Here is a 25,337-nt window from a genome sequence, read left to right as displayed (position 1 = left end):
GCCGAGTGGGCGCGGCGGCCGACCGGCCGGCGTGACGACCTGTTCTTCGCCCCTTGGACACCGTTTTGCCGGACCGGCAACAGTAGTGGCGTGCACGGGACACGACGGGCGACGGTGGGTCCATGACCGACAACATCGCAGCAGGATCGCCCGCGTCCGGCACCCCCTCGCCTGCCGACGGCTACGTCGGAGACCCCGCGGTGCGGGCCGAGTGGGACAGCCGGTACGCCGACCGACAACAACTGTGGAGCGGCCGGCCCAACGGTGCGCTCGTGGCCGAGGTCGCCGGGCTCACCCCCGGGCGGGTGCTCGACGTCGGCTGTGGCGAGGGCGCGGACGCCGTCTGGCTCGCGCGCGGCGGCTGGGACGTGACCGCACTCGAGGTTTCGGGCGTGGCGCTGGAGCGGGCGGCCGGGCACGCGCGGGAAGCAGGCCTCACCGTTCGCTGGGTACATGCCGCCCTGACGGAGGCGGCGCTCCCGCCGGCCTCCTTTGACCTGGTCTCCGCGCAGTACCCAGCCCTGCTGCGCACCCCCCACGCCGCAGCCGAGCGAGCGCTCCTCGCGGCCGTCGCGCCCGGCGGCGTGCTGCTGCTCGTACATCACGCGGGGATGGACGACCAGCAGACGCACGACAGCTGCTTCGACCCGGCTGACTACGTCTGGCCCTCGACGGTCGCCGCTCTGCTCGGCGACGACTGGGAGGTGGAGGTGGACGAGCAGCGGCCACGCGTGGCACCCGACGGCGGCGCCGGCGCGCACCATACCGACGACCTGGTGCTGCGCGCACGCCGGCTGCGCTGAGCTTGTCCCACCTTCCTACCTTCCAAGCGTGGGTCTGAGCTGGTCATTTTCACGCCGACTGCCACAGGAAGGCGACCTGATCGCGGTGCGTGGGGCACTGCACGATGTAGCCCGCGCCGTTGTCGCCCCACACATGAGGCACCCCGCGTCCGGAGTCGATCTGCAGGACCGGCTGCGTCATGCGGTGGTCCCCGCGGGGGCAGTTCGGGTACCCGGGGTCCTGGACCCAGTTCGGCCACCCTCCCAGCTTGTCGCCCTGGCGGTTGAGCCCGAACACGGCGGCACGTTCCTCCGGGAGTAGTTCCGACTCGTCTGCCTCGCGGTACGGATAGTCCCTGACCGCACGCGCCCACCCGGCAATCGGCCGCTCCGGGAACAGTCGGACACCGTCGGGCGGTGTCGGCGACGACGCTTGGCCGGCCGCGTCGACGACCCGAACCAGGTGGCCACCCGAGAAGGCGCGGTACGGGTTGCACGCGGTGCAGTGGAACAACTGCAACAACCCCGTGCCCAGATCCCGCGCCTGCTTGGGCGCGCCCGCGAGGTCGAGTTGCACGAAGAACGTCAGCGGGGCCGCGCAGTCGGCGCAGCCAGGCCATGGTTCATCCGCGCCCAGCCAGGGCAGGCCGCCGAACCGCGAGGCGCCCGGTTCCCCGTCCCCGTCCGTGGCGCCGATGAGCGGGCTCCATGCGAGGCGGGCGACATGGGCAAGCTTGGCCTTCACCGCCCGTGTGATCTCCTGTGGCGTCCGCGCGTTCGCTCCGGCGGTGCGCAGCAGCCGCACGATCTCGGTGCGGCCCTGCTGCCGGGCCACTGCGAGTGCGTTGCGGCCTTCCTCGTCGCGGGCTTGGATGTCGGCCCCGGCGTCGAGCAGGTCGCGCACCACCTGGACACGCCCGCGGTCGGCGGCCAGGACGATCGGTGGGGTGCGGTAGTAGTTGCCGGGTGCGTCCGTGTCGACCCCGGCGGTGATCAGGTGCGGCACCACTGCGGGCACGTCGAAAGCGATCGCCTGGCCCAGCGCCACCCCCAGATCGTTCGCCCCGACCTCACCACGCTCCAGGACCGCCACCGCGACATCGACTTGCCGCTCCTGCACGGCGACGATCAGCGCGCCGCCCTGTGCGGCCGGCTCCTGCGTCGGCAGCAGTTCCCGCACCCGGGCGAGGAAGCCCCGCCGTGTCGCCTGGACCAGGTCAGCCTCTTCAGGCGCGAAGACCGTAGCCCCTCGTGCACACAGCAGCTCCGCTATCGCGGTGCCGCCCGTCTCCAGGGCGACGTCGAGCGGGCGACGCAGGGCGTCGGTCAGTGCGTTCGGGTCGGCGCCTCCGTCGAGCAGGGCCGCGACCGCGGCGTGCGCGTCGGCGCGGATGGCGCCGACCAGCGGGAGGCGGCAGCCGTCCGGGCTGTCCCGGTCGTCCGTGCGCGCGTTCGGGTCCGCGCCGGCTTCCAGGAGTAGCCGCACGGTATCCACATCCCCCACTGTCGCCGCGGCCCACAGCGGGAACCTCTGCCACCCCGGCGCCGGCCGAGCCCCGGCGGCCAGGAGCGTACGCACGAACGCCGCACTCCCCCGACGCTCGGTCGCCGTCGACAACGCGGCATCGAGATCGAATTGCGGCGGCTCGTGCCCAAGGACGAACTCGAGCACATCCAGACGATCGCCGTATGACGCGGACTGCACCGCATACCCGACTTTCTCCGGATCCTCCCGCAAAATCGTTGCCAGTTCACCGCTGTCGAAGAGCTCCGCCGTACGCATGCCGACACCGTAGCGACCAGCCCGGACACCGCCCCCGCCCGAGCGGAGGGCCGTCGACCGCCCGCGGCAGGCGGCCCAGTTGGTCACCCGTCAAATCGACCACGTGTCCGGGTCACTGGCTGCATAGGTTCGACACCAATGCGGCTGAGGCCACGAGTGACCTCTGTAGGGGATCCCGAGGTCGACACTGGTGCTTGCTTTGGGTTTCCGGCCCGTACCTCCCGGTCGGCCGGACTGAGTGAGAGGACAAAGATCTGCTGTGAAGGCGTGCGGAGTGTCCGGGGCCGAGAAGGAAGTCGCCCTGCTGGAGTTGCCCGAACCGTCACCTCCCGGGCCCGGTCAGATCCTGATGGCGGTTGAGGCAGCCGGGGTCGGCCCGTGGGACGAACTGCTGAACGGCGCCGGCTGGGACGTGGGGCTGCGCCCCCCGGCGGCGCTGGGAGTGGAGGGCGCGGGCAAGGTGCTGGCCGTCGGCGCGGGTGTCACCGGGTTTGCCGTAGGCGACCGGGTGCTCGCACACGAGGCCCCGTTGCCCGGGGGGAGCGGCTTCTGGGCCGAACGCGTTCTGGTCAACGCGGATCACGCGGCAGCCTGCCCACCCGGGCTGGACACCGTGCACGCGGCGGCGCTACCGGTCAACGGACTCACCGCGTTGCAGGCCCTGGAGAAGCTGAACCTCGGCCGAGGACAGCGGCTCCTGATCACCAACGGAGGCGGGGCCACCGGAGCCCTGGCCATTCAGCTCGCCGCGGCCAAGGGCATCGAGGTGACCGCGACCGCGTCCGCTGCCGCCGCAGAGCGCCTGCTGGGTCTGGGGGCGATGGAGGTCGTCGACTACCACGACCCGAACTGGCCGGCCAAGGTACGCGGCGGGTTCGACGCCGCCCTCACCATCGCCACCGGCACGGCGGACGCCGCCCTGCCTCTGGTGCGGGACGGCGGCCGACTGTGTTCCCTGACCTCGGACGCGCCTCCGGAGGAACGAGGCATCACGAGTTGGGACCTCTACGTCGAGCCCAACGCCGCGCAGCTTGTCCAGCTGGCGGAGCAGGCCGCCGCGGGAACCTTGAAACTCGCACCGGAACCCCTGCCGCTGAGCGAAGGACCGGCCGCGTTCGCCCGGGTGGTCACCGGACGGGCCGGCGGTAAGAAGATCGTGCTCACCCGAACATGACCCGACCGGGGGCCGGACGGGACGGTCGGGATCCGCGTGACCTTGTGAAGTGCGGGGCCCGGACAGGCCGGACCCCGCACAAGAGGGTGCTCACGATCCCTCGTACATCGTGCTCACGGCTTGTCGAGCACCGTCCCCGTCAGCACCGGCCGGTCGCGCAGCGGCTCGGCGTTGCGGTCGGTCAGCGCGAGGCGCATCGACTCGGTCGGCTCGGCCACCTGGTCCCGCACGGTCGGCACGACGAAGTCCACGCTGGTGCTCCCGGGCGGGATGTTCAGCCACACCCACAGGTTCGCGTCGGACAGCGGCCGCTCCGGGTCGGGCACGTCACCGGACGACTCCTGGAGCCACTGCGGGTCCACGTCCTTGGTGGACAGCTCGGCGCCCTCGGTGACCGGAAGCACCCGCACCGGCTGCCAGATGTCCACCGCCGCGGGCGCGTCCACGGACATCCGCCAGGTCAGCGTCTCTCCCTCGGTCACCCGGTCCACGACCGGCGACAGGGTGATCACCGGCTCGGGGTCGTCGTTCTCGACGGTGAGCCCGCCCCGGTGCTTGCCGACGACGGCGTTGTGGACGGCCTTGACGGCGATGTCGTGCTCTACGTCGTCGCCGTAGACCGTGTCGCCCTTCACCTCGACCGGCACGTCGATCATGTCGCTGCCGGGCCGTACGGTCACGAGGCGGTGCTCGGCCGGGCCGCCTTCCGGGTCGAGGACGTACACGCGGACCTGCCCGCTGCCGTGCCCGGAGGTCTCGACCGGGACCCGGTAGGTGCGGGTGCCCGAGTCGCCCTCCTTGACGATCGTGCGGCCCACGTCGACACGCGGCAGTGCGGCCGCCTTCACCGCCAGAGTGCCGGGCGCCCAGCCCCAGGCGTCCATCAGCCAGGCCCGTCCGGACCGCGAACGGGGCGTCAGCTCAAGGGACTTGACATGCCTGAGATCGAGCCCGGCCCGGGTCGCGGCCGACAGCGGGACACGCAGCTCCTGAGCCCAGTAGGAGGCGGTGTCCGCGGAGCCCGGGAGCCCGTCCACCTGGACCGAGCCCAGCGTCACCCGACGGTTGGAGGAGTCGGTGACGGACACGTCGAACTTCGTGCCGGTCGTGTTCGGCGGTACGAGGACCCGGAGCGCGAGCTTCTGGGCGTCGCGGAGGGAGAGCGGCTTGGCCGGAGTGATACGCGCGGGCGTGCCCGGCGCGGACCACTTCAGGTCCACCGCGCCGCGGCCGGTCTCCTGTTGCGTCTCCCACGTCGCGAAGTGCGGTGACGATCCGAGGGTCTCCGGGTCCAGACAGGCCACGGCCGGGTCGGGGTCGATCGCCGAACACAGCCGGGCGCCGGTCACCCTCGCCCCGCCGTCCGGCAGGAAACCACCGCTGCGGCGGCCGCCGACCGCGTGGGTCAGCACCCGGGCCGGGTCCGCGGACGGGGCCCGCTTGCCGGAACCGTCGAGCAGCGGACGCACCCGATCGTCCCCGGCGAGGAAGAGCCGGGCCGCGGCGGCGATGTACGTGGCGCCCGCCTTGTGCTGCTGGGCGGCGGTCAGCCGGGTCGCGGCACCCGGCGCGCACACCGGGTCCGGATGCTCCGGGTTGGTCCCGAAGTCGTCCATGGCCGGTGCGACGGCCTCGCCCGGGGTCCACTCGCTGTTGAAGTAGTTGTGGTTGGCGCCGACCATGTAGACCGCGCTGTGCAGTGCCGTGCCCCGGCTGATCCCGCGCGTCCCGTCGACGAAATCCTCGCCCTGCAGGTCCGACACGTCGCCGTCGCAGCCCGGCAGCAGCGTCACGGACGGCACGTCGGCGACTGGATTCTGGCCGAAGATCGTCGGTCCGATGAGCACAGTCCCGCGCACCTTCCAGCGCACCGGGCCCCGGTAGCCGTCCTCGGCGGCCGGCGGCGGGTAGAGGCTGTCCATGGCGGCCCGGTTGACGCCCTCGCCACCGCGCGAGTGGCCGACGAGCAGGACACGGGAGAGGTCCGCCTGCGCCGCCTCGCGTACGACGGCCGGGGCGGAGGAGCGATGGGCGGTCCAGTCGGCCCAGCGGGCGAGGTGCTGCCGTACCAGCGAGGAACGCGCCTGCGCGCCGGCGTCCTCGGCCTCCCCGTCCTGGGCGTTGATGCCGTTCGCCGAGATCGACACCGTCACATAGCCCTGGGAGGCCAGCAGTTGCTGGTCGCGCAGATAGCCCAGGTGGCTCGGGATCGGCTGGTAGCCGTCCGCACAGGGCCAGTCGCCGGTCACGTCGTTTTCGGAGCCCGGCTTGTAGCAGGTGTCGTGGCGGCCGTGCAGGAACAGCGCGAGCGGCCGGCTGCCGGTGGCACCCTTCGGCGCCACCACCTCGGCGGTCATCTCCACCGGGGTGTCGAACCCGGGCAGGCGCACCGGGTCGAGGTCGTACTCCCCGGTGACCGTGCGGTACGAGCCGGGCTTGCCCGGATCAACGCCGTTCGCCGGCGCCTGCGCGGGCATCCGTGCCCGGCGCGAGCCGGACTTGTGCGAGTCGTCGGCCGCCGCGTCCAGTCGGCGCCCCGCGGCCGTCACTTGAAGGTCCGCCAGCTTCTTGGGCCGCGTCTCGTGGAGGGCGAGCCGGAAGGTCCGCCCGTCCCTCGCCGGCTTCGGCACCCCGAGCAGCCGGTCCCCGGTACGGAACTCGACCCGCGCATCCCCCATGGGCACGGCCTTCGGCGCACGCCAGACCAGCTCACGCGCCCCGCCCTCCCCGTCGATCCGCCACCCCGGCGGAAGTGGGTTGTCGCTCGTCGCGCTCAACGGCCGTGGCTCGTGAGGCTGTTCGGCCTGTACCAGTCCGGGCGAGCCCGCCAGAGCCGCCAGCACCGCCACGGCGGTCACACATATTCGCCGGGCACGGATCAATGGCCCTCTCCTCAAAACCCTGTGCGCAGCGTCCCGTCGGTCCCGGGCGCCTCTCGCGTCACTTAGGACGGGGGCGAGGTGTCCGTGGGTTGTCTGTGAGGAGACGCCGACAGCGGGCGGGCGACGCGATCAAGCCAGCGCAGCCGCGGGCTCCGCGGTACCGCGCCGCGCCACGAACACGAACTCCCCGCCCGGCCGGTCGGGTGCGTCGCGTACGTCCTCGACGACGAAGCCGTGCTCGTGCAAGTCCCGCTCGATCTCCCTACGTTCGCGGAAACGAAGTGTCGATTCCGAGGTCAGTACGTCCCCGTCCGCAGCGAACACGTGCGTACCCCGGAAGCTCACCAGCGGCAGGCTGACGTCCGTCAGCTCGGCCCAGGTCTCGACGTGGCCGACGCCCGGGATGTCCGTCATGCGGTACGTGGTCTCGCGCGTCCACTCCGCCCACTCCTCCCACACGCGCCGCGCCGGATCGCGCGTCTCGAAGACAAGCCGCCCGCCGGGCCGCAGCGCCTCGTACGCGCCGCGCAGCGTCGTACGCCACGCCTGCGGATCGGCGATCGCCTGGGCGACGTTCCCGGTCATCGTCACCAGGTCGATCTGCAGGGGCGGCAGGTCCCCCGCGTCGCCGTCGAGCCAGCGCACCCGCTCCGCGCCCGGCTTGCCACGCGCGACGTCGACGGACGCCCGCGCGGGATCGATCCCGGTGACCGTCATCCCGCGCTCGGCGAGCAGCAGCGCGAACACGCCCGTACCGCACCCGATGTCCAGCACGGACCGCGCGCCGAACTCCTCCGCCATCGCGAGATACGCGTCGAGATCGCCGCGGTCCGGATCGAGCGGGTCATAGATGGCGGCGAGGCGCGGATGTCCGAAAGCTGCGTCAACCATGGTGGCGAACGTACGTGGCCCCGAGCCCGCGCGGCCACTGCTTTTCGGGTTCCTGGGACCGACCGACCGACCGTACCGCTGGCCTTGCCCGCCGACCCAGTGACCGAGACGGTGATCCTCCCTGGGTTCCCGGTGCCAGGTCAGGGCAGGAGGTCGGCGATGAGCTCGGCGAACTCGCCGGGCGAGACGATGCGGATGCCGAGGTCTTCGGCCTTGGCGCGTTTGGCCCCGGCGCCCTCTCCGGCAACCAGGAGGGAGGTGCGCTTGGAGACGCTGGAGGAAGACCTGCCGCCGGCCTGTTCGATGAGTTCGTTCATCTGGTTGCGGCCGAGCTGTTCCAGTGGACCGGTCATGGCACCGGTGACTACCACCGTCATGCCATGCAGGGAGCCTGCTGCCTCGGCGGTATGGGCCGGGCCGTTGCCGGCAGGTGGAGTGGCGCCGGGTTCGGTCGTGTTCACTCCGGCGGCGATCAGTTTGTCGATGACGGGTGCCAGCTGGGCCAGCTCGGCGACAATCACGGGTGCCTTCTCGACACCGATGCCATCGACCTGCTGCATCGCATCCGCGTCAGCGGCCCGGACCGCCTCCATGGTGGCGAAGTGGCGCGCGATGCGGCGGGACATCGAGCGGCCGGTGCCGCGCACACCCAGCGCGCACACTACCCGCGACAGCGGCCGGGTCTTGGCCTGCTCGATCGCGGCCAGGAGGTTGTCGGCGCTGGTGGGGCCCATCCGTTCCAGCGTCAGGAGCGCATCGCGGGTGAGGGTGAACAGGTCGGCGAAGTCGCTGATGAGGCCCGCGTCAGTAAGCTGGACGACTCGGGTCAGGCCGAGGCCCTCGATGTCGAGCTGGTCTCTGCCGACCGCGTAGGAGACGGAGGCGACCAGGTGGCAGTCACGTCCGCGTTCGCACCGCCAGCGCTGCTCGGAGGCATCGATGCCGGATCCGCACTGCGGGCAGGTCTCGGGGAAAGCGATGGGCTGCTCGGCCCCGGTGCGCAGGTGAGCGACGGGGGCTTCGATGCGCGGGATGATGTCGCCGGCCTTGTAGACCATGACCTGGTCGCCGATGCGCAGATCGCGGCGGGTGATGTCGGAGGGGTTGTGGAGGGTGGCGTAGGTGATGACGGAGCCGTCGATCTCGACCGGTTCCAAAACGGCGCGGGGAGCGATGATGCCGGTGCGGCCCACGTTCCATTCCACGTCCAGCAGTCTGGTGATCTTCTCTACCGCGGGGAGTTTCCAGGCGATGGCCCAGCGAGGCGCCCGGGTTCCGGATCCGGCGGCCTGCCGGTCGGCGGCCAGGTCGGCCTTGATGACGATGCCGTCGATACCGAACGGCAGGTCGGCCCGCAGGCCCGCGAGCTCCTCGACGCGGTCCTGGACCGCCATCACGGAGGTGACGGTGCGGCCGGGCACATCAGTGGCCGCCGCCGTTTGCACACCCCAGCCGACTATGCAGGCCATCACCTCGCTGTGAGAGGAGTCGGTCAGACGCTCCGCGAGCTCAGTGTCCGTGGTGGGCAGGGGCAGGCAGCCGTAGCCGAAGAACATCATCTCCAGCCGGTACGCACGGTCCCTCGCCCGCAGCGTGCCCGCCGCGGCGTTGCGCGGGTTCGCGAACGGCTCCCCACCATGCTCGGCACGCACCGCGAGCGCCGTCTCGAACTGGACCGAGGTCATCAGCACCTCGCCGCGCACCTCCACCGTGACCGGCTCGGCCAGCTGACCGGGCAGGCCGCTCAGAGTGCCGATCGCGTGCGAGACGTCCTCCCCGGCTGTCCCGTTGCCGCGAGTGATCAGCTGCACCAGCCGGCCGTCGCGATAGCGCGCGGCTATCGCAAGGCCATCCAGCTTCGGCTCCACGCTCCACGCCTGAACCGGCCGGCCGATTCTCCGCTCCAGCGAGGCGGCCCAGGTGGTGAACTGCTCAAGGGAGAAGACATTGTCCAGACTCAGCATGGGCTGGGTGTGCGGCACATCCCCCTGCCCAACGCCTCCGGCCACCTTCCCCGTCGGCGACCCGGGCACAATCTGCTCCGGATGGTCCGTCTCCCAGGCGGTGATCTCCCGTATCAGCCGGTCGTACGCCTCGTCGTCCAGCGCACTGTCCCCGCCCCTGTAGTAGGCAGCCGCAGCCTTCACCGCGGTTTCGACCGCTTGCGCGTACCCAGTGTTGTCGGCAATCACAGCATCAGCGATGGTCATGACCACCATCGTGACTGCCACCACTGACAACGCTGCGAAGGCCGCAGCCGAACTGGCCGCTACCAGCGACAACCAGCCGCAGCGCCTGCAGCTCACCGGAATCGCCCCGTTGCCCGTCGGATATGCGACCATCACCCAATGCTGCGCAGCCTTGAGATCAGTGCGGTTCTGTCGGGAGTGGAGCGGACCCACCGTGATCGGTTGTTCTGGGAGCGCACGATCGAGTTGAGCTTGGACTGCTTCGTCTGTGAGCGAGTGGGCCGGACGACGGTACTGAAGTGGGGAGCCGAGCGGGCCGTCTGCATGAGCGGCCGGGATGAGCACCACTTCACGGCAGCACGGATCGCGGCGTTCGACGTGACGAGCCAGGATGACCGGCTCACGTTGAAGTCCGTGGTCGACTTCTGGTGGGCACCGTTCCAGGACGCCAAACGCGGAGGGCAAGCGACGCCGCTCAGTTCATGGGTCCGCCTGCAATACGGCTGCTACTGCCCACATCAGGAGACGTCGAGCAAGGGCTCGATCCAGACCAATGTGCGGCGCCCCAGCCCCGTGTATTGCGGAGAGTGCAAGACCGAGATGGCAGTTGATGCCGAAGCACCCTCGATTCGGCTGCTGGTATAGGCCCTGGGGAGGGGGCGCCGGGACGCCCCAGCCCGTTGGGTCAACAGGCGGGACGCCCCGGCGTCGTGCTCGGGTTCTACTGCGGGCCGTAGACCTCGAATTCGACGAGGCGCGAGTAGTTGCTGCCGCCGAAGTGGATCAAGACGCGCACCGCGTCGGTCTGCTCGGCGGGGAACGTGGTGACGACGTGCTCCTGCGCGTTGCCCACGACCTGCGCGACGGTGCGCCAGGTGTCGCCGTCACGGACCTGGATGTCGAAGTCCCGGATACCGCTCGTGGCGGCGGGCGTCTTCGTCCACAGCTCGGCCCGGTCGACCCTCTGGACCGTCGGCCACTCCACGCCGTACCAGTCGGGGAAGACGTCCCGGGTGGCGTCGTTCCAGCCGGTCAGGGTGTCCCAGTGGCTCTGGTCCTTGTCACCGTCGACGGCGCCGCAGAGCGTGAAGTTGCCGTGCGTGGAGGAGGCGATGGCCTGCTCGCCGTAGGCGAGGTTGGCCCCGGGCCCGCGCTCGGGGACCGGCTGGACCGTGACCGGGACGACCTCCTTCTGCTTGCCGCTGGTCACAGTGACGTCGTACGTCCCCGGTTTCGTCCCGCGCGGGACGCGCACGCCGAACGACTTGGTCACCGGTTGGGCCGGGTTGTTGGGCGGCAGGTATGTCTGGAAGAGCGTGTCGGAGAGGACGAGCGGTGCCTCGGCCTTCAGGGTGGCATCCGCGAAGACCGGTTCGGTGCCGGTGTTGGTCAAGGTCACCGAGATCGAGGTGGGCAGGCACGGCAGTTCGCTGGCGGACACCGCGGCGGGCGAGGCCCACATCACGACGTTCGAGCGGGACTTGCCGCCCGCGGCGGCGACGGCGTTCTGGGCGGGAGCGGTGAGGGTCACTCCGGCGGTCAGCACGCCCGCGACCGCGGCGGCGGTCAGGGTTTTCTTCATGGTCGTTCCTCTTCTCAGGCCTGCTGAACGGCGGCGACGCCGCTCTCGACGGCGAGCTTGGTACGGGTGCTCATGGTGCCGTCGGGCACCGTGACTCGGTCGCACACCCGGAACTCGGACATCCAGCGGTCCGGCGTGATCTCGCAACTGATGTATCCCCGCAGAAAGTTGCCGAACTTGATATGCGGGTTCTCCTCGAGCAGCACCCGCCCGCCGGCGTCCAGGTCCTCGCCGTCCCGCGCCGAGGTGAGGGAGGTGCCGACGAACTCGGTGGCTACGACCTTCGAGTCCGGGTCGGTGAAGTCGAGCGCGAGGTCACTGACCACCGTGCGGTGCAGGTCGCCGGCGAGGCTCACCACGTTCTGGACGCCGCGCTCGTCGATGCCGCCGAGGAGGCGGTCGCGCGATGCGCTGTACCCGTCCCAGGCATCCATCGGGACGGCCACGCCGGGGCCGGAGACCGTGTCGAGGAGAGTGATGGCGGTCTGGTGGCCGAGGACGTTCCAGGTGGACTGCGACGCGCTGAGGCCGTCGAGCAGCCATCTCTCCTGGGGGAAGCCGAGGATGGAGCGGCTGGGGTCGGCCGTGGCCTCGTTGGGCGCCTTGACGCCGTCGCCGTTCACCTGGTCATTGCGGTACTGGCGGGTGTCGAGCATGGAGAACTCAGCCAGCCGCCCGTACCGCAGGCGGCGGTAGAGCTGCATCTCGGGACCGGAAGGGAACTGCGGTGCGCGCAGCGGCAGATTCTCCCAGTAGGCGCGGAACGCGTTGGCCCGCCGGACCAGGAACTCGTCGGGGGGCGTGCTCCCGGCGTACCGGTCGGCCCAGTTGTCGACGACCTCGTGGTCGTCGAAGACCACGATCCACGGGGCGGTGTGGTGCGCCGCCTGCAGGTCCGGGTCGGTCTTGTAGTACGCGTAGCGCTGGCGGTACTCGTCCAGGGTGACGGTCTGACGGGTCCGCAGCGGGTCGTCGTCGCCGGGGCGGACGCCGCGGTCGTTGCCGAACTCGTAGATGTAGTCGCCGAGGAACAGCACCACGTCGTGGTGGCGGGCGGCCAGGTCACGGTGGGCGGTGAACCAGCCCTCCCAGATGGCCTGGCAGGAGGCGACGGCGAGGGTCATGCTCGGCAGCAGCTGGTCCGGCGCCGGAGCCGTCTTCGTCCGGCCGGACGGGCTGATGAACCCGCCGGTGCGGAAGCGGTAGTAGTACTCGCGGGCCGGTTCGAGGCCGCGGACGTCCACATGCACGGAGTGGCCGTACTCGGGTGCGGCCTTCGCCGTCCCGCGCTTGACCACCCGGCTGAAGCGCTCGTCGGCGGCGATCTCCCACTGGACCGAGTAGGTCCGCTGGTCCATGCCGCCGTAGGGGGCCAGCGGGTCAGGGGCGAGACGGGTCCACAGCACGACACCGTCCGGCAGCGGGTCGCCGGAGGCGACCCCGAGCGTGAACGGGTCCTGCTTGGTGGCGGAGGTGGTCGCGGCGGTGGCGGGGCTGATCCCGGGCAGCATGCCGGAAAGGGCGAGCCCGGCGGCGGCACCCGTGACTGTGAGGAATCGTCGCCGCGTTGCCGCGCTCAGCGCTGAAGGAAGAAATGGGGAGTGTTTCACGTGCGTGGACGTTGGCGGCGCCAGGTGAAGAACCGGGCAACATTTGGTAACGGTACCGTCAGGGCTTCAACACGAACTGGCGCCGGAGGGGGTGTTCTTCTCCGGAGGCGCCCCCGCCAGGAGCGGGCGGTGGCCGGCAGTACCGTCGGCGCGATACGTGGCCGGCGGTCTGTCCATGGCAGATGGTCAGGCCAGAGGGGAAGACGACGCCTTGGGCCCCCGGCCCCGGCCCCGGTCCCAGCCCCCGCCGAGCCGCATCGATCCGCGTCGATCCGCGTCGATCCCACAAGGAACAGGGCAGCATGATCCGCCGCTACATCTCGATGCCGCCGGCTCCCGGATTGTGGTGCCCGCCGACAGGAGGCAGGGTGGTATCGAGACCACCAACGCAAGATCGTCCATTCCGGGCAGGCTTACGGAGGTGTGGTACATGTCCGCGGAGAACCCAGAGCACGGGAGCGCCCACGAGGTCTCCTTGCCGCCCGAAGTCAAGTTGTTGCAGGAAGTCACTCCGCCCTTCTTTCCCGAAGGTGGTTCGGGAATGACCATCCTCGTCGACTGGCCCCCCGGTCACCCCGGGCTCCCTCCGCATCGCCACTCGGGCCCGTCGTTCGGCTACGTGATGGAGGGCGCGCTCCGGTTCGAGCTCGAGGGGGAGCCGGAGCGTGTGGTCGAGGCCGGTGGGACGTTCTGGGAACCAGGCGGTGACGTGATCCACTACCAGGACGGCAACGCCCTGTCGGATGCACCGACCAAGTTCGTGGTGACCATGGTGTGCGCGCCGGGTCAGCCGATGCTGACGCTGGTCGACGAGGAGGAGCTGAAGGAACGGGCGCACCTGCGCGCCCCGCGTCCCTCCGAAGGCTGACACGGCTGGATGCTTCGTAGTCGTAGCGGTCGGCTCCGGTCCTCAGCTCGGGTTGACGGAGTGTGAGAGGTGCCGGTCAGGCCACTCACCTCCCAGTACCCAGCTGAGGTCGTGATCCGTATGCTCCCGGGACCGGGCGCTGAGCTGGTCGCTGATCCACATCTTGGTGTGCTGCGGCACCTGTGGGTGCGCGACGAGTTCTTCCAGGTCGTGGCGGGTTGTTGGATAGGCCCGGCGGACCGCGCAGCTCACCAGCCCCAAGGCGTACCGTTCCGGAAAAGCCACGTGGTCGACGTCGCCCTCCGCACCGGGCTCCTTGAGGTGCTCCCACAGTCTCCGGTACACAGCCGGGGAACCGTGGTCGAAGATGCTGTCCATCGCGCCGCGGAACGCCTTGGCCAGGTGGTTCTCCGCGGCCGGGCCCTGTTGTGCGGCCACGGCCCTGCCGATGACGCGGATCAGCAGCTCGGAGGCGGGTGCCGCGCCGTGTGCGGTGCTGAGCCGGCGCACCAGCTGGCCGAGCCCGCTGATCAGTCCGGCGTCGGTCGGTGGGGCGAAAGCCAGGTCGAGGGCCTTGGTGACGGCCGTGTGGGTGAGAGGGCCGGACTCGCAGGCGGCGTGGAGGAGCGCCTTCCGGGCGGCGTTTCGGGTGCCGGCCGATGTGTCGTCGAGGCGGGGTATGTCTCCCGCGGCGTCGAACACCAGCTCCGAAAGGAAGAGGTCTGCCGTGGGGTACTGGCCGGGTTCGCGCGCGGCGATGGTTCCCACCAGCCCGACAAAGGCCGCCCGGCTCTTCTGATCGGAGAAGATGCCGTACCGCGGAAGGAGCTCGGTCAGGCCGGGCACGGGGAGAACACCGGCTGACACGGAGCGTTCCCAGAGCGTCAGTGCCTGGCGCTGCCGCTTGCCGCTGTTGCCCTCGGCCGTTTCGTCCGCGATCAGTCCGGTGAGGGCCGGGGCCGATGCCCGTAGTGCGCCCAGCACCCGCTCATGGGCGAGGGGGGCCAGCGGGCCGGTGCCCTTCTTGGCCCGGCCGGTGGTGATGGCCTCCAGGAGCACGGTGTCGGCGTCCAAGAGTGACAGGGTCACCAGCAGGCCGATGTGGCGCTCGGTGTGGAGACCGGCGTCCGTGACCGCTCGGTGCAGGGAACGGCGGATGAGGCTCCGGGCGGCTGCGGGGGCGGTCGTCGCCTTCTCGATCCTGTGCACCGCGGTGGGGTGACCGCCGAGCGCGGCCGGCAGCAGGAGCGTCGCCAGGCCGTCCCGGGACAGCCACACGTCGGAGTCGGCGTCCCAGCCGGAGTGCTCCAGGACCTGCCGGACGCGGTGCGGGGGAACGTCCGGGTGGGCGAGGATCCGGCGGGCGACCAGTGCTCGCCGTTTCGAGGGCGTGACCGGCTGGTTCTCGGGGCAGGGCAGCGCCTTCAGCATGGCCGCGAGCCTGTGCATGAGAACCGCCGCCGCGGCGCAGTCGCTGCTGAGCAGCGAGGGGAAGACCATGCGGTGCTGCAGTGCGTGCGGCGCTCCGTGGCCGGTCAGCTCCAGACAGCGGTCGAGGGTGGTCTCGATGGCCCAGTGTCCGTGCGGCAGCGTGGTCAGGATCGCGGTGACGGCGATGAGTCCGGCATTGCCCACGGTGTCCTGGTCGTCCGCTTCGAGCAGCGCCAGCGTATGGTCGAGGCGGTGTGTCCAGGGGTGGGTTCCGGCGTCGGGACGGCCGTCGGCGCCGTCGCCCGGGAGCCCGTGGTCATGGGTCCAGGAGGCGGCCGCCACCCTGCCCAGGGCTGTGCGGAAGATTCCGGCGTCCTCCGACTTCGGCGCGATGCGCACCCGCTGGATCCGCTTCTGGACGGCGGCGGCCCACTCCGGCGAGCCCAATGTGCTCCAGTGCCGTGCCCACAGGGTCATGACGCCGGATGCCAGCTGCGCCAGCCCCCGGGACAGGGCGAAGTCGAGCACCCCCATGAGACCCCTTTGGGCGGATGCCACATCGAGGTGTGAGGTCAGCACGAGAAGCCGAGGCAGGATGTCGATGCCCGCGCTGCCCGTACGGCGCCCGGTCAGTTCCCGGACGCAGCCCCAGTCGGCCAGGGCGGCGTGCACGGCGAGCGAGTTCTGCGCGGCCAGCCGTTCCAGGGCTTCGAGCACGGCCTCCTCCAGACTGGGTTCCTTCCTTTCCCACAGCCCGCGCAGCCGCGGGAGGAGCGCGTCGACGTCCGTGTCGCGTACGGTCGGGGCCAGGACCGCGTACCGCCGGACGACGCCGTGCGACGCCGTCGCGAGCAGAGGCTCGACGGGCACGCCCACGGCCGGGTTCCGGGCGGCGACGGCTACCGCGACGGTATGGAGGATCACGGCGTCCGGGTGCGCCGCCATGCGGCTCAGCGTGTCCCGTACCGGCCCGCGATACCGCTCCGGCCCCGCCGCGAGCATGAGGAACTGTTCGAGGATCGCCCCGACGAAGAAGTCATGGGGATGGGACCCGACCCACTCGGACAGCGACCGCAGCGCTCGCACCCCGGTGAGGCCCAGCAGGCCACGCGCGGCCGCGTACTCGAACATGGTCTGGTGGAAGAAGTGGATACCGTCCGAAGCTCCTCTGGCCAGCACTCCCCGGTCGATCAGCAGATCCATGGCCGCCCGGACGCGGGCCGGTTCGTACGGCCGCGAGGGGCGGGGGCCGGCGTCCGCCGAGGTGAGCCGCTCGATCAGGTCCTCGTGGGAAAGCTCGGTCCGGCCGGCCGACATCAGTACGACGGCGATCGCACCGGTGATCGATGAGAGATCCTCCGGCGCCGTGGCGCTCTGGTTGCCGTAAACGCGCCGATCGGTGACTACCCGGTGGTCCCAGTAGCGACGGTAGAGGCCGGTGGCGTCGATCTCGGCGCTGGGGAACGCCCCGTCGTCCCGCGCGAGTTCGAACAGCAGCCGCAGCTGGAGGGGGCTTCCGCACACCTCGCGCACCGGCAGTCCGCGGGCGACGGGCTCCATCAGCCTCCGCACCCGTGCCCCGTCGTCCCGGGGCACGGCATCGGGGCAGTAGAGCGCGGCGTGTCCACGGATGGCGTGGGGGATCTCGCCGTCGTCGTAGGGGCCCAGCGACATCCGGACGAAGCCGGTGCGCAGCCGGTTCGCCTCCTCCGGCCGGGAGGTCAGCACCAGGCGGACACCAGCGGCGGCGAGGTCCTCGCACAGGTCGAGCAGCGCCATCTCGTGGAAGTCGTCGTGCAGCAGCAGATCGGCGGTGTCGAGGAGCACGACCGGTGCGCGCCCCCGAGCCCGGGCGTGGTCCGCCCCGGACACCACTGTCCGGGAGGTCAGCATGGGGCTTCCGGAGGTGCCGCTCAGGGGGCGCAACAGCCAGGCGGCGTTCACCAGGAAGACCTCGGTGTCCTCCAGCGCGGTCAGGTCCTGGGCGATGCCCCACAGCAGACTGCTCTTGCCGTTCCCGGCGTCCCCGGTCACCAGGATTGCCTGCGGATCACCGTCGCAGAGGGCCTCCATCACCCGGTCCTGGACAGTGCGCCGCACATACAGCCCGCCGCTGAGCTGCGGCGGGGAGCCGGTGCCGCCGTCCCGCCGGGGAGAGGCCACGACGTCCAGATCGTCCGAGAACCTTCGTGCCCATCGGAGGAGCTGCCGGTGTGCGGCCGATTCGCTGTCCGACGGCCTCCCCTCATCGGGATCCGGTGCCGGTGTCGGTCCCGGCTCGGGTGCCGGTGCCGCCGACCCTTCCGGGCCCAACTCGTACGCCGACGCCGGGCCCGTGGAATTTCCCGGCCCGGGTGGGGCCGGATCGCCACCGGGCGGCAGTGCGCGGAGAACGGAGAAAGCGAAGGCGGCGGCATGGCGGGCCGCCCGGGACTGCCAGCCCTGGGCATCGGCGTCGTACTTCTTCCCGTCGGCCCGGTCGCTGATACCGCGGACGATCAGGGCGGGTAAGGCCGCGTTGAGATGGGCGGCCAGCGCCACTCCGGCGCCCTCCATCTCGATGGCGGCGGCGTCCTGGTAGTTCCGGCGCAGTTGCCGGCGCAGGGGCGAGTCCGCCGAGTTGAGGACGACCTCCCCGGCGGCCACCGGCTTGAGGTGGACGGCCGGGAGGGAGGTGCCGGGCGGGAGGGAGGTGCCGGGCGGGCGCTCCCGCAGCAATCCGGTCCATGAACCGGACCTGCGGGCGAAGCGGGCCAGCTGGTCGAGTTCCTGGCGCACCGGCCAGACCCTTGGGCGGGAGTGAAACTCGCCGTCCTCGTCCTTTCCGCCGTGGTACGCGTACACATGCGTGGCCACGACCACGTCGCCGAGCTCGATATCGCCCTTGAGCGCCCCGGCCACCCCGACGAACGCCACGGCCCGCGGGCGGAACATGGCGATCGCCCGCTCGGTCAGCACGGCAGCCCCCTGGTTGCCGTCGCCGAGTTCGGCAAGCGCTACACGCCATGACGTACCGACAAGTCGGCCGACCTCGAACAGGGTGCCGGACGCGTGCATTCGCGGCAGCAGATCGACCAGATGTGCCCGAACGGCCTCGTACTCCACGTCCAGCGCGGTCAGCACGACGAGTGAGTCGCTGTGATGACCGGTGCTCTCCACGTTTCCCCCTGGCCCCGCGTCCACCATGCTGGCCCGCAGGCGAAATGCTACCGTTCAGGGCACTCCTGGGGTCGCGCCGAGGGCAGGCGCCAGGCTCCGGCTCACCGGCAGAACTCCGCGATGACGGCGGCGTCCTCCAGCTTCTGCTCGCCCCAGTCACCGTTGCGGTTCATCGTCATCGCGTGCCGCCCGTCACCGGAGACGACCGTGCGGGTTCCCGAACCGGGGATCATGCCGCCATGTCCCCAGGCCCAGCAGTCGCCGTCGCGATCGCCGTCGCCGTCGCCGTCGCCGTCGAGCTTGAAGCGGCGTATGCCGAGGCCGTACAGGTCGTCCTCACCGCCATGTCCCTTGTCCCCCGCTACGGACACGGCCGTGAGCAGTCGGCGCTGCTGTGCGGCGGGCAGCAGCTCGCCGCTGAGGAGCCGTGTCATGAACGAGTTCACATCGTCGGTCGTGGAGATGATCTGGCCGGCCGAGAAGGCCACCGTGAGGCTGAACTCCGTGACATCGCGCACCTTCGCGTCCGGTCCGTCCTCGAAGAGCATGGAGTAGTGCCTGGCATGGGGGTCGGGCAGGGCGGGGGTGGTGTCCGGGACGCTGGTGCCGCGCAGGCCCAGCGGCTTGATGAGGTAACGCTCGACAGCCGCCTTGTACGTGCCGCCTGTGACCTCCTCAATGATCATTCCGGCGAGGATGTAGTTGGTGTCCGAGTAGTCCCACTCGCCGGGCTCGCCAGGGCGGCTGCCCTGCTCCGGCTGGAAGTTCGCCGGATGGGCGAGGGCTATGTCCACCAACTGGCGCGGTGCCCAGCGCCGGTGGCGGTTCTGGTCGAAGGCGTCGCCCGCGTACAGGGCTCGGAAGCCCTCGTCCATGTTGTAGTCGTAGATGCCGCTGGTGTGGTTGAGCAGGTGGCGGACGGTGATGTGCCGGGGACGGTATCCCTCGCCGCGCACCACGCCCGGCAGCCACCGCTCCACGGTGTCGTCCAGCGATATGCGCCCCTCGGCCTCCAGCTTGAGCAGCACCACGGCCGTGAAGGTCTTGGTGACGCTGGCGATGCGGAACCTCTCGCCGACGGCGCGCGGCTGCTGTCCCGCGAGGTCGCCGATCCCCGCCCGGCCGTTCCACACCCCGTGTCCGTCCCGCACCTGGGCGATGACCCCGGGCGTGCCCTGCGCGACGATCCGGTCGAGAGCCGCCTGCGTACGGTCGTGCGCGCGACGGGGCGGGTCGGAGGCGTCTGCGAGTGCCGGGGCCGCGAGAGCCGGGGCCACGAGAACCAGGGTGGTCCATACGCAGAGCAGCGCCAGAGGGCGACGACGTAACCGATGTGATCCCATGAGTCCAGCTCACCAGCCGGGCGGCGGACAGGACATCGGGGAAGCCCCGGAGAACCCTCGGGGTACGGAACTCTCCATCCCTGAAGGGGTGTTGTCGCGCCGAGCGCGCACCGCAGGGTCTGTGGGCTGTGCGTGGCAGGACTGAGTCGCGATCAGCCGACACCCGCTCCCCGCGTCCCCGGGAAGGACCCCGTGGCGCCGGTAAGCGGTCGGCGTGGTGTTGAGCGCGCCCCGGAAATGCAGTCGCAGGTTGGCGGCCGAGCCCAGGCCGCAGTCGCGCGCCACCAGGTCGATCGAGTGGTCGGTGGTCCACGACGGCGCCCAGGTCGCGGCGGACGATGTGCAGGCACAGATCGATGCCGCAGCACACCCCGGCCGACCGTCCTTCGTCCGACGGCCCCCTCGGCCCGGATCAGCGAAAGAGCTGTTGCCGCCCGCCGTTCGTGGACTCCCGGGCGTGCAGCCAGTGCGGAGCCGTGTGCACCTCGAACGGCAGGGGCTCGTCCGAGCGGATGCGGGCCGCCAGGCACTTCACGGCCAGCGAGGCGATGGCGGTCTTGTCGGGGACCACGGACGTGAGGGACGGCGTGCTGAAGAGCGCCTCGTCGGAGCCGTCGATGCTCGCCACGGCGACATCGTCCGGAATGGTCAACCCCGCTTCGAACAGGGCGCGTTGAGCACCGACGGCCAGCAGGTCGCTGAAACAGAAGACCGCGTCGGGGCGTACGCCGGCCGGCAGGGCGGCCAGGGCGCGCATCGCCAGCGGGCCATTGCGCCGGTCGAACTCCTTGATGGCGGGGGCGAGCCGAGGGTCGTAGATCACCCCGGCCTCGTGCAGGGCGAGTTGGAAGCCCTCCAGGCGCTGACGACTGGTCGCCGACGCCTGCTGGTCCACACCGATGGCGGCGATCCGCGTACGGCCGAGGGCGGCCAGGTGCGCGGTGGCGTCGCGTGCCGCCGCGACGTTGTCGATCAGGACGTGGTCGGCCCCCACCTGGTCGCGCTCGTAGCTGCGCTCCCCAAGCAGGACCAGCGGGAACTCGTTGGCCACGGCGGCGAGTTCGTCGGGCGAGACACCCAGGGGCGACAGGATCACACCGTCCAGCAGGGACGCGCCGACGCCGGTCGCCAGGCGCAGTTCCCTCCCGCGCCCGCGCCAACATGGTTCGCTTCGCCCCCGGCGCCCGCACCGCCTGGCACTCCCACGGCCTCGGCCAGAACCTGCTCATCGTCGAGGGCATCGCGCTCATCCAGGCCCGTGGCGGCGAAATCGTCGAGGCGCACCCGGGCGACGTGATCTGGTCCCCGGCCGGTGAGGAACACTGGCACGGCGCCGCCCCCGACCAGTTCATGACCCACCTGGCGCTGTGGGAGACGGACGAGGTCGCGTGGCTCGAGCACGTCACCGACACCGAATACCTCGGTCCCCGGATCAGCACCCGGATCTGATCCGACCCGCACCAATACCCGGGGCAGGCCGAGTCCGCCCCACCAACCAGAACTTCGAGGAACCATCATGCGCGGAGCCGTCATTCACGCTCCCGGGGACGTCCGCATCGAGACCATCCCCGACCCGAAGATCCTGCAGCCGACCGACGCGATCATCCGCACCGTGGCCACCTGCGTATGCGGTTCGGACCTGTGGGACTTCCGCGGCATCAACCCCGTCGGTGAGCCGCACCCGATCGGACACGAGTACGTCGGTATCGTCGAGGAGGTCGGCAGCGCGGTCGCGGACGTCAAGCCGGGCCAGTTCGTCATCGGCTCCTTCTTCGCCTCCGACGGCACCTGCCCCAACTGCCGGAACGGCTACCCCAGCTCCTGCCTGCACAAGGAGTTCGTCGGCGGCTGTCAGGCCGAGTACGTGCGTATTCCGCTGGCCGACGGCACCCTGGTAGCCACCCCCGAGGTCCCCGGCGAGGAGCTCGTCCCCAGTCTCCTGGCCCTGTCCGACGTCATGAGCACCGGCTGGTACGCCGCCACTGCCGCCGAGGTCGAGCCGGGATCCACCGTCGCGGTCGTCGGCGACGGCGCGGTCGGCCTCTCGGCGGTCATCGCCGCCAAGGAACTCGGCGCACAACGCATCATCGCGATGAGCCGCCACGAATCGCGGCAGAAGCTGGCCCGCGAGTTCGGCGCCACCGACATCGTCGCCGAGCGCGGCGACGACGGAGTGGCCCGGATAAAGGACCTCACTGGCGGAATCGGTGCCGACAGTGTCCTGGAGTGCGTCGGCACCGGCGAGTCCATGCAGCAGGCACTGCGCTCCACCCGACCCGGCGGTAACGTCGGCTTCGTCGGCGTCCCGCACGGGGTGGAGATCGACGGAGCCGCCCTGTTCTACTCCCACGCCGCGCTCCGCGGCGGCCCCGCCCCGGCCCGCCACTTCCTGCCCGACCTCATCGACCGGGTCCTGAAAGGCCACATCAACCCTGGCAAGGTCTTCGACCTCACCCTCCCGCTCGACGAGATCGCCGAAGGCTACCGCGCGATGGACGAGCGCCGCGCCATCAAGACCCTGATCCGTCCCTGACCCTTCGTCGCGTTGCACTCGGACCCTAACCGCTCAAAGTTCGTTGGCATCCGCTCAAGGTTCGACAGCACGGGACAGCAAGTTTCGTGCCATCGAGGTCTGAGCAGCATGAAGTGCGGGTGCGGGGCTGCAGCAGCTGTGATCCGTACGGTCGAGCGACGTGTGACGCGACGCTCGGAAGGACGGCGTGTGACCGGCGCTGCCTGGACGTGCAGTGGGTGGGGAGATGCCATGACGCAGGAAACGGGACGGGCCGGGGGCCTGGACGGCAAGGCGGTGCTGCTGGCGGCCGGGCTGGCCGATCTGGCGGTGAGCACACTGGGTGCGGCCCTGGGGACGGTGCGGGGACTGCTGCGCCGCTCGGACGCCGCGGAGCTGGCGGCGGAGGCCGGGGACGACCTGATGGCGCGTGGGCGCCTGGTACTGGACCGGTACGCGGCCGTACCGCCGGCCCACCTGGAGATCCTCGCCCGGCACGCCCTGGCCCGGAAGACCGCTGATGATGGTTGACCGATGGGAGCCGGCCGCGTTCAAGGTCCGCGTCGACGAGGTACTGCACCGGTTCATCGCCCAGGAGGCCGACCAGTTCGCGGCGATCGATCCGCTCCTGGCCCCGGTGGCGGAGCAGTTGGAGGCGGCAGTAGCGGACGGCAAACGGCTTCGGGCGGCATTCTGCTACTGGGGCTGGCGTGCGGTGGGACAGCCGGACAGCGACGCGCTGGTGCGGGCGGCGGCCTCCATGGAGCTGGTGCACGCCGCCGCGGTCGTACACGACGACCTTATCGACGACAGCCCGCTGCGGCACGGGCGCCCCACCGCACATGTCGCCCTGCGCGGTGCCGTACGACGTCGCCCGCGTGCCGACGCCGCCGCGAGGTCGCTGGCGATGCTGGTGGGAGACCTGCTGATGGCGCTGGCCGGGCAGTTGTTCGCCACGAGCGGTCTGCCCGGCGCGTACCTCGCCCGGGCCCGCCCCCTGTGGTCGGTGATGGCCCGCGAGCTGATCGCGGGCGAGTGCCTGGAGATCCTGCGTACCGGAGCCGGTCCGGACACCACGGCGTCGCTGAAGGTGATCCGCTACAAGACCGCCAAGTACACCGTCGAGCAGCCCCTGCTGATCGGCGGCGCCCTGGCCGGGGCCGGCGCGCGGCTGCGCGAGGGCTACCGCGCGTACGGGCTGCCGCTGGGCGAGGCGTTCCAGCTGCGGGACGACCTGCTGGGCCTGTTCGGAAATCCGGAAAGCACCGGCAAGGCCAACGCCGACGATGTGCGCGGCCACCGGCCCACGGCCCTGCTGGCAGAGACCTGGCGCCTCGCCTGCGACGAGGACCGGGAGGGGCTCCGCGCGGTACTGGGCCGACGCGGCCTGGACGCGGAGGATCTGGATGCGGTCCGCGGGGTGATGCGCCGGCTCAGGGCACCCGACCGCATCGAGGACATGATCAGCGCGCGAGTCGAGGAAGCGCTCGGCGCCCTCCACGAACTGGATGTACCAGCGCACGCCGAAGCTGCCCTGACCGCGCTGGCGCATTCGGCGGCGGTCCGCCTGTCCTGACCCTCGCACCGGGGTGGCACAGATCCGTGGACGGTCCCGTGGAAGACAAGGAGCGAGCCCTGCCATGACCTACACCGAGACGTCGATGGACGCCCTGCGGCAAGCCGGTGACGAACTGGCCGACGCCACCGTCGCCGCACTGTTCGAACGCGGGGAGGTGGGCATGTTCAACAGCCTGATGCGCTACGTCTCCACCGCCGGCGCTCCCCTGCCGGACGGGCTGCCCGACGTGGCGCGGGACTACCTCGAGGCCACCCGTGTCCCGCCGTCCTGGGTGGACTGGGCTGAGATGGAGAAGGCTCGGCTGTTCTTCATCGACAACAACGTGCACATCTCCACCGCACTGTCCTTCGCCTCCATGCCCGCCTGCTACGTCGTCCCGCACCTGGCGAAACTGCTGTCGGCCGCCCACGGTCTGAAGTACCCCTCCAAGCGCATGGCGGAGACCGGCCAGTTCACCGTCTACCTGATGCAGCCCGACGCCTTCGAGGCCGGCAGCCGCTTCATCCCCGCCGCCCAGAAGGTGCGCCTTCTGCACGCCTCCATCCGCCACCACCTCAAACGCGAGAACCGGTGGGCCACCGACGTGCTCGGGGCGCCGATCTGCCAGGAGGACATGATCGGCGGGCAGATGTTCTTCTCGCTGCTCGTGCTGGACAGCCTGCACCGTCTCGGCATCCACATGTCGCAGGAAGGCGCGGAAGCCTACTACTACGCCTGGCGCGTGGTCGGTGCCATGCTCGGCGTCGACCAGGACGCCGTCCCCAAGACCCTCGATGAGGCGCGCCGGTTCCTCGACCTGTACATGGTCCGGCACATGGGGCCTTCCGCGGAGGGTACGCACCTGACCCGGCAGCTCATCGACCTCTACGAGGAGGTGGTGCCCGGCACCTTCTTCGACCCGATCGTCTCCGCCCTCATCCGCTACCTCATCGGCGACACCTGCGCCGACTGGCTGAACGTGCCGCACACCCCGTGGGACACCGTCGTCAAGGCCGTGCCCCACCTCCTCGGCGTCCTGGAGACCATCGAGGACCACTCCCCGCTCGGCGCCTGGGCCCTGGACCGCCTCGGCCACCTCACCACCGTCTTCGAGCTGTCCTCCCTCACCCGCGGACGCGTCATGCACTACGCCATCCCGGAACAACTCAAGAAGGACTACGGCATCTCCAGCACGGTGCCGCGTACCCGGCAGTGGACCCCACCGGCCGCCACACTCTCTTGAGCACCCACGACTCAAGCTCCGGTGGCACCCGGTCGAGGTCGTGAGGGAAATCGTGTCGCGCGTCCACGGCCTGGCTTTCGGCTCTCGACCGCCATCTCTCAGGAGGGCAAGGCCGTTCCTGGCGGGTACGTCTTCGGACGCCGGCGTCGGAACAGCCGCTCAGGGGAGGGCGTGGTCAGCCGACGGGGTTGACGAAGGTGGCGGGGCGGGTGGCGCTGCGCTGGTCGACGAGGGAGTCGTTCTCCCAGGGCCACTCGATCTTGAGGGACTTGGTCTCGTTGGGCGGGGTGATCTCGACCCAGGCCGGCTGGTAGAAGCCCTGGTCCTCCT

The 25,337-nt window shown here is 70.7% G+C and carries 17 protein-coding genes and 2 pseudogenes; 9 read left to right on the top strand and 10 right to left on the bottom strand.

All coding sequences use genetic code 11. The features are described 5' to 3' along the window. Positions 1-122 precede the first annotated feature (122 nt). Entirely contained in the window at positions 123-803 is a 681-nt protein-coding gene (locus ACWDSL_RS01675) for a class I SAM-dependent methyltransferase (RefSeq protein WP_450480610.1), read from the top strand. Between the two features lie 49 nt (positions 804-852). On the opposite strand, the gene ACWDSL_RS01670 is transcribed toward ACWDSL_RS01675, so the two are convergent. Then, positions 853-2,565 (bottom strand): ankyrin repeat domain-containing protein, encoded by a 1,713-nt coding sequence (locus tag ACWDSL_RS01670; protein ID WP_450480608.1) that lies wholly within the window; start codon positions 2,563-2,565, stop codon positions 853-855. Between the two features lie 274 nt (positions 2,566-2,839). On the opposite strand from ACWDSL_RS01670, the gene ACWDSL_RS01665 reads away from it, so the two are divergent. Next, entirely contained in the window at positions 2,840-3,739 is a 900-nt protein-coding gene (locus tag ACWDSL_RS01665) for an NADP-dependent oxidoreductase (RefSeq protein ID WP_450480606.1), read from the top strand. A 113-nt stretch (positions 3,740-3,852) separates the two neighbouring features. Here the strand turns inward: ACWDSL_RS01665 and ACWDSL_RS01660 are convergent, their stop codons facing one another. From ACWDSL_RS01660 to ligA, 3 genes are all read right to left on the bottom strand, one after another. Continuing rightward, entirely contained in the window at positions 3,853-6,597 is a 2,745-nt protein-coding gene (locus ACWDSL_RS01660; RefSeq protein WP_450480604.1) for a hypothetical protein, read from the bottom strand. A 153-nt stretch (positions 6,598-6,750) separates the two neighbouring features. Next, on the bottom strand, positions 6,751-7,512 hold the full coding sequence (locus ACWDSL_RS01655) for a class I SAM-dependent methyltransferase (RefSeq protein ID WP_450480602.1): 762 nt from the start codon (positions 7,510-7,512) through the stop codon (positions 6,751-6,753). 140 nt (positions 7,513-7,652) lie between these two features. Beyond that, positions 7,653-9,731, bottom strand: coding sequence for an NAD-dependent DNA ligase LigA (ligA, locus tag ACWDSL_RS01650; protein WP_450480820.1), 2,079 nt, complete (start codon positions 9,729-9,731; stop codon positions 7,653-7,655). A 129-nt stretch (positions 9,732-9,860) separates the two neighbouring features. Here ligA and ACWDSL_RS01645 point away from each other — a divergent pair, with 129 nt between their 5' ends. After that, positions 9,861-10,346, top strand: coding sequence for a hypothetical protein (locus tag ACWDSL_RS01645; protein WP_450480600.1), 486 nt, complete (start codon positions 9,861-9,863; stop codon positions 10,344-10,346). 76 nt (positions 10,347-10,422) lie between these two features. Here the strand turns inward: ACWDSL_RS01645 and ACWDSL_RS01640 are convergent, their stop codons facing one another. Further along, the gene (locus tag ACWDSL_RS01640) at positions 10,423-11,283 is read right to left on the bottom strand and encodes a galactose-binding domain-containing protein (protein ID WP_450480598.1); all 861 of its coding nucleotides are present in this window, start codon (positions 11,281-11,283) and stop codon (positions 10,423-10,425) included. A 14-nt stretch (positions 11,284-11,297) separates the two neighbouring features. Beyond that, positions 11,298-12,794 carry an alkaline phosphatase D family protein gene (locus ACWDSL_RS01635; protein ID WP_450480596.1) on the bottom strand — a complete coding sequence of 499 codons (1,497 nt, stop codon included), beginning with the start codon at positions 12,792-12,794 and terminating at the stop codon, positions 11,298-11,300. A 529-nt stretch (positions 12,795-13,323) separates the two neighbouring features. Here ACWDSL_RS01635 and ACWDSL_RS01630 point away from each other — a divergent pair. Continuing rightward, positions 13,324-13,761, top strand: a complete 438-nt coding sequence (locus tag ACWDSL_RS01630; RefSeq protein WP_450480594.1) for a cupin domain-containing protein — start codon at positions 13,324-13,326, stop codon at positions 13,759-13,761. 42 nt (positions 13,762-13,803) lie between these two features. On the opposite strand, the gene ACWDSL_RS01625 is transcribed toward ACWDSL_RS01630, so the two are convergent. From ACWDSL_RS01625 to ACWDSL_RS01610, 4 genes and pseudogenes are all read right to left on the bottom strand, one after another. After that, positions 13,804-18,351 (bottom strand): phosphorylase family protein, encoded by a 4,548-nt coding sequence (locus ACWDSL_RS01625; protein WP_450480593.1) that lies wholly within the window; start codon positions 18,349-18,351, stop codon positions 13,804-13,806. Positions 18,352-18,452: 101 nt separating this feature from the next. Further along, the gene (locus ACWDSL_RS01620) at positions 18,453-19,628 is read right to left on the bottom strand and encodes a serine hydrolase domain-containing protein (protein WP_450480591.1); all 1,176 of its coding nucleotides are present in this window, start codon (positions 19,626-19,628) and stop codon (positions 18,453-18,455) included. 261 nt (positions 19,629-19,889) lie between these two features. Further along, positions 19,890-20,003: pseudogene (locus ACWDSL_RS01615) on the bottom strand (AraC family transcriptional regulator); the annotation flags it as partial. Positions 20,004-20,106: 103 nt separating this feature from the next. After that, the gene (locus tag ACWDSL_RS01610; RefSeq protein ID WP_450480818.1) at positions 20,107-20,799 is read right to left on the bottom strand and encodes a substrate-binding domain-containing protein; all 693 of its coding nucleotides are present in this window, start codon (positions 20,797-20,799) and stop codon (positions 20,107-20,109) included. Between the two features lie 26 nt (positions 20,800-20,825). Between ACWDSL_RS01610 and ACWDSL_RS01605 the strand changes: the two are divergent. The 5 genes and pseudogenes from ACWDSL_RS01605 to ACWDSL_RS01585 form a co-directional block, all read left to right on the top strand. Further along, positions 20,826-21,143: pseudogene (locus ACWDSL_RS01605) on the top strand (cupin domain-containing protein); the annotation flags it as partial. Positions 21,144-21,210: 67 nt separating this feature from the next. Continuing rightward, positions 21,211-22,227, top strand: a complete 1,017-nt coding sequence (locus ACWDSL_RS01600; protein ID WP_450480589.1) for a zinc-dependent alcohol dehydrogenase family protein — start codon at positions 21,211-21,213, stop codon at positions 22,225-22,227. Positions 22,228-22,458: 231 nt separating this feature from the next. After that, positions 22,459-22,737: a polyprenyl synthetase gene (locus ACWDSL_RS01595; RefSeq protein WP_450480587.1), complete on the top strand. Its 279-nt coding sequence runs from the start codon at positions 22,459-22,461 to the stop codon at positions 22,735-22,737. Continuing rightward, the gene (locus ACWDSL_RS01590) at positions 22,727-23,782 is read left to right on the top strand and encodes a polyprenyl synthetase family protein (protein WP_450480585.1); all 1,056 of its coding nucleotides are present in this window, start codon (positions 22,727-22,729) and stop codon (positions 23,780-23,782) included. Before ACWDSL_RS01595 ends, ACWDSL_RS01590 begins: the two co-directional genes overlap by 11 nt. Before the next feature lie 64 nt (positions 23,783-23,846). Next, positions 23,847-25,007, top strand: coding sequence for an oxygenase MpaB family protein (locus ACWDSL_RS01585; protein ID WP_450480583.1), 1,161 nt, complete (start codon positions 23,847-23,849; stop codon positions 25,005-25,007). Positions 25,008-25,337: the final 330 nt, after the last annotated feature.

The organism is Streptomyces sp. NPDC000941 (assembly GCF_053599555.1).
The sequence above is the reverse complement of the archived record's forward strand: the minus strand, read 5'-3'. Positions and strand labels throughout refer to the sequence as shown.

What these genes read in the sequence shown, in the direction of transcription:
- ACWDSL_RS01645 (WP_450480600.1), top strand. Translation starts at nt 9,861, where the DNA reads ATGCTGCGCAGCCTTGAGATCAGTGCGGTTCTGTCGGGAGTGGAGCGG.
- ACWDSL_RS01590 (WP_450480585.1), top strand. Translation starts at nt 22,727, where the DNA reads ATGATGGTTGACCGATGGGAGCCGGCCGCGTTCAAGGTCCGCGTCGAC.
- ACWDSL_RS01655 (WP_450480602.1), bottom strand. Translation starts at nt 7,512, where the DNA reads ATGGTTGACGCAGCTTTCGGACATCCGCGCCTCGCCGCCATCTATGAC.
- ACWDSL_RS01595 (WP_450480587.1), top strand. Translation starts at nt 22,459, where the DNA reads ATGACGCAGGAAACGGGACGGGCCGGGGGCCTGGACGGCAAGGCGGTG.
- ACWDSL_RS01640 (WP_450480598.1), bottom strand. Translation starts at nt 11,283, where the DNA reads ATGAAGAAAACCCTGACCGCCGCCGCGGTCGCGGGCGTGCTGACCGCC.
- ligA (WP_450480820.1), bottom strand. Translation starts at nt 9,731, where the DNA reads ATGGTGGTCATGACCATCGCTGATGCTGTGATTGCCGACAACACTGGG.
- ACWDSL_RS01670 (WP_450480608.1), bottom strand. Translation starts at nt 2,565, where the DNA reads ATGCGTACGGCGGAGCTCTTCGACAGCGGTGAACTGGCAACGATTTTG.
- ACWDSL_RS01600 (WP_450480589.1), top strand. Translation starts at nt 21,211, where the DNA reads ATGCGCGGAGCCGTCATTCACGCTCCCGGGGACGTCCGCATCGAGACC.
- ACWDSL_RS01585 (WP_450480583.1), top strand. Translation starts at nt 23,847, where the DNA reads ATGACCTACACCGAGACGTCGATGGACGCCCTGCGGCAAGCCGGTGAC.
- ACWDSL_RS01630 (WP_450480594.1), top strand. Translation starts at nt 13,324, where the DNA reads ATGTCCGCGGAGAACCCAGAGCACGGGAGCGCCCACGAGGTCTCCTTG.
- ACWDSL_RS01635 (WP_450480596.1), bottom strand. Translation starts at nt 12,794, where the DNA reads ATGCTGCCCGGGATCAGCCCCGCCACCGCCGCGACCACCTCCGCCACC.
- ACWDSL_RS01675 (WP_450480610.1), top strand. Translation starts at nt 123, where the DNA reads ATGACCGACAACATCGCAGCAGGATCGCCCGCGTCCGGCACCCCCTCG.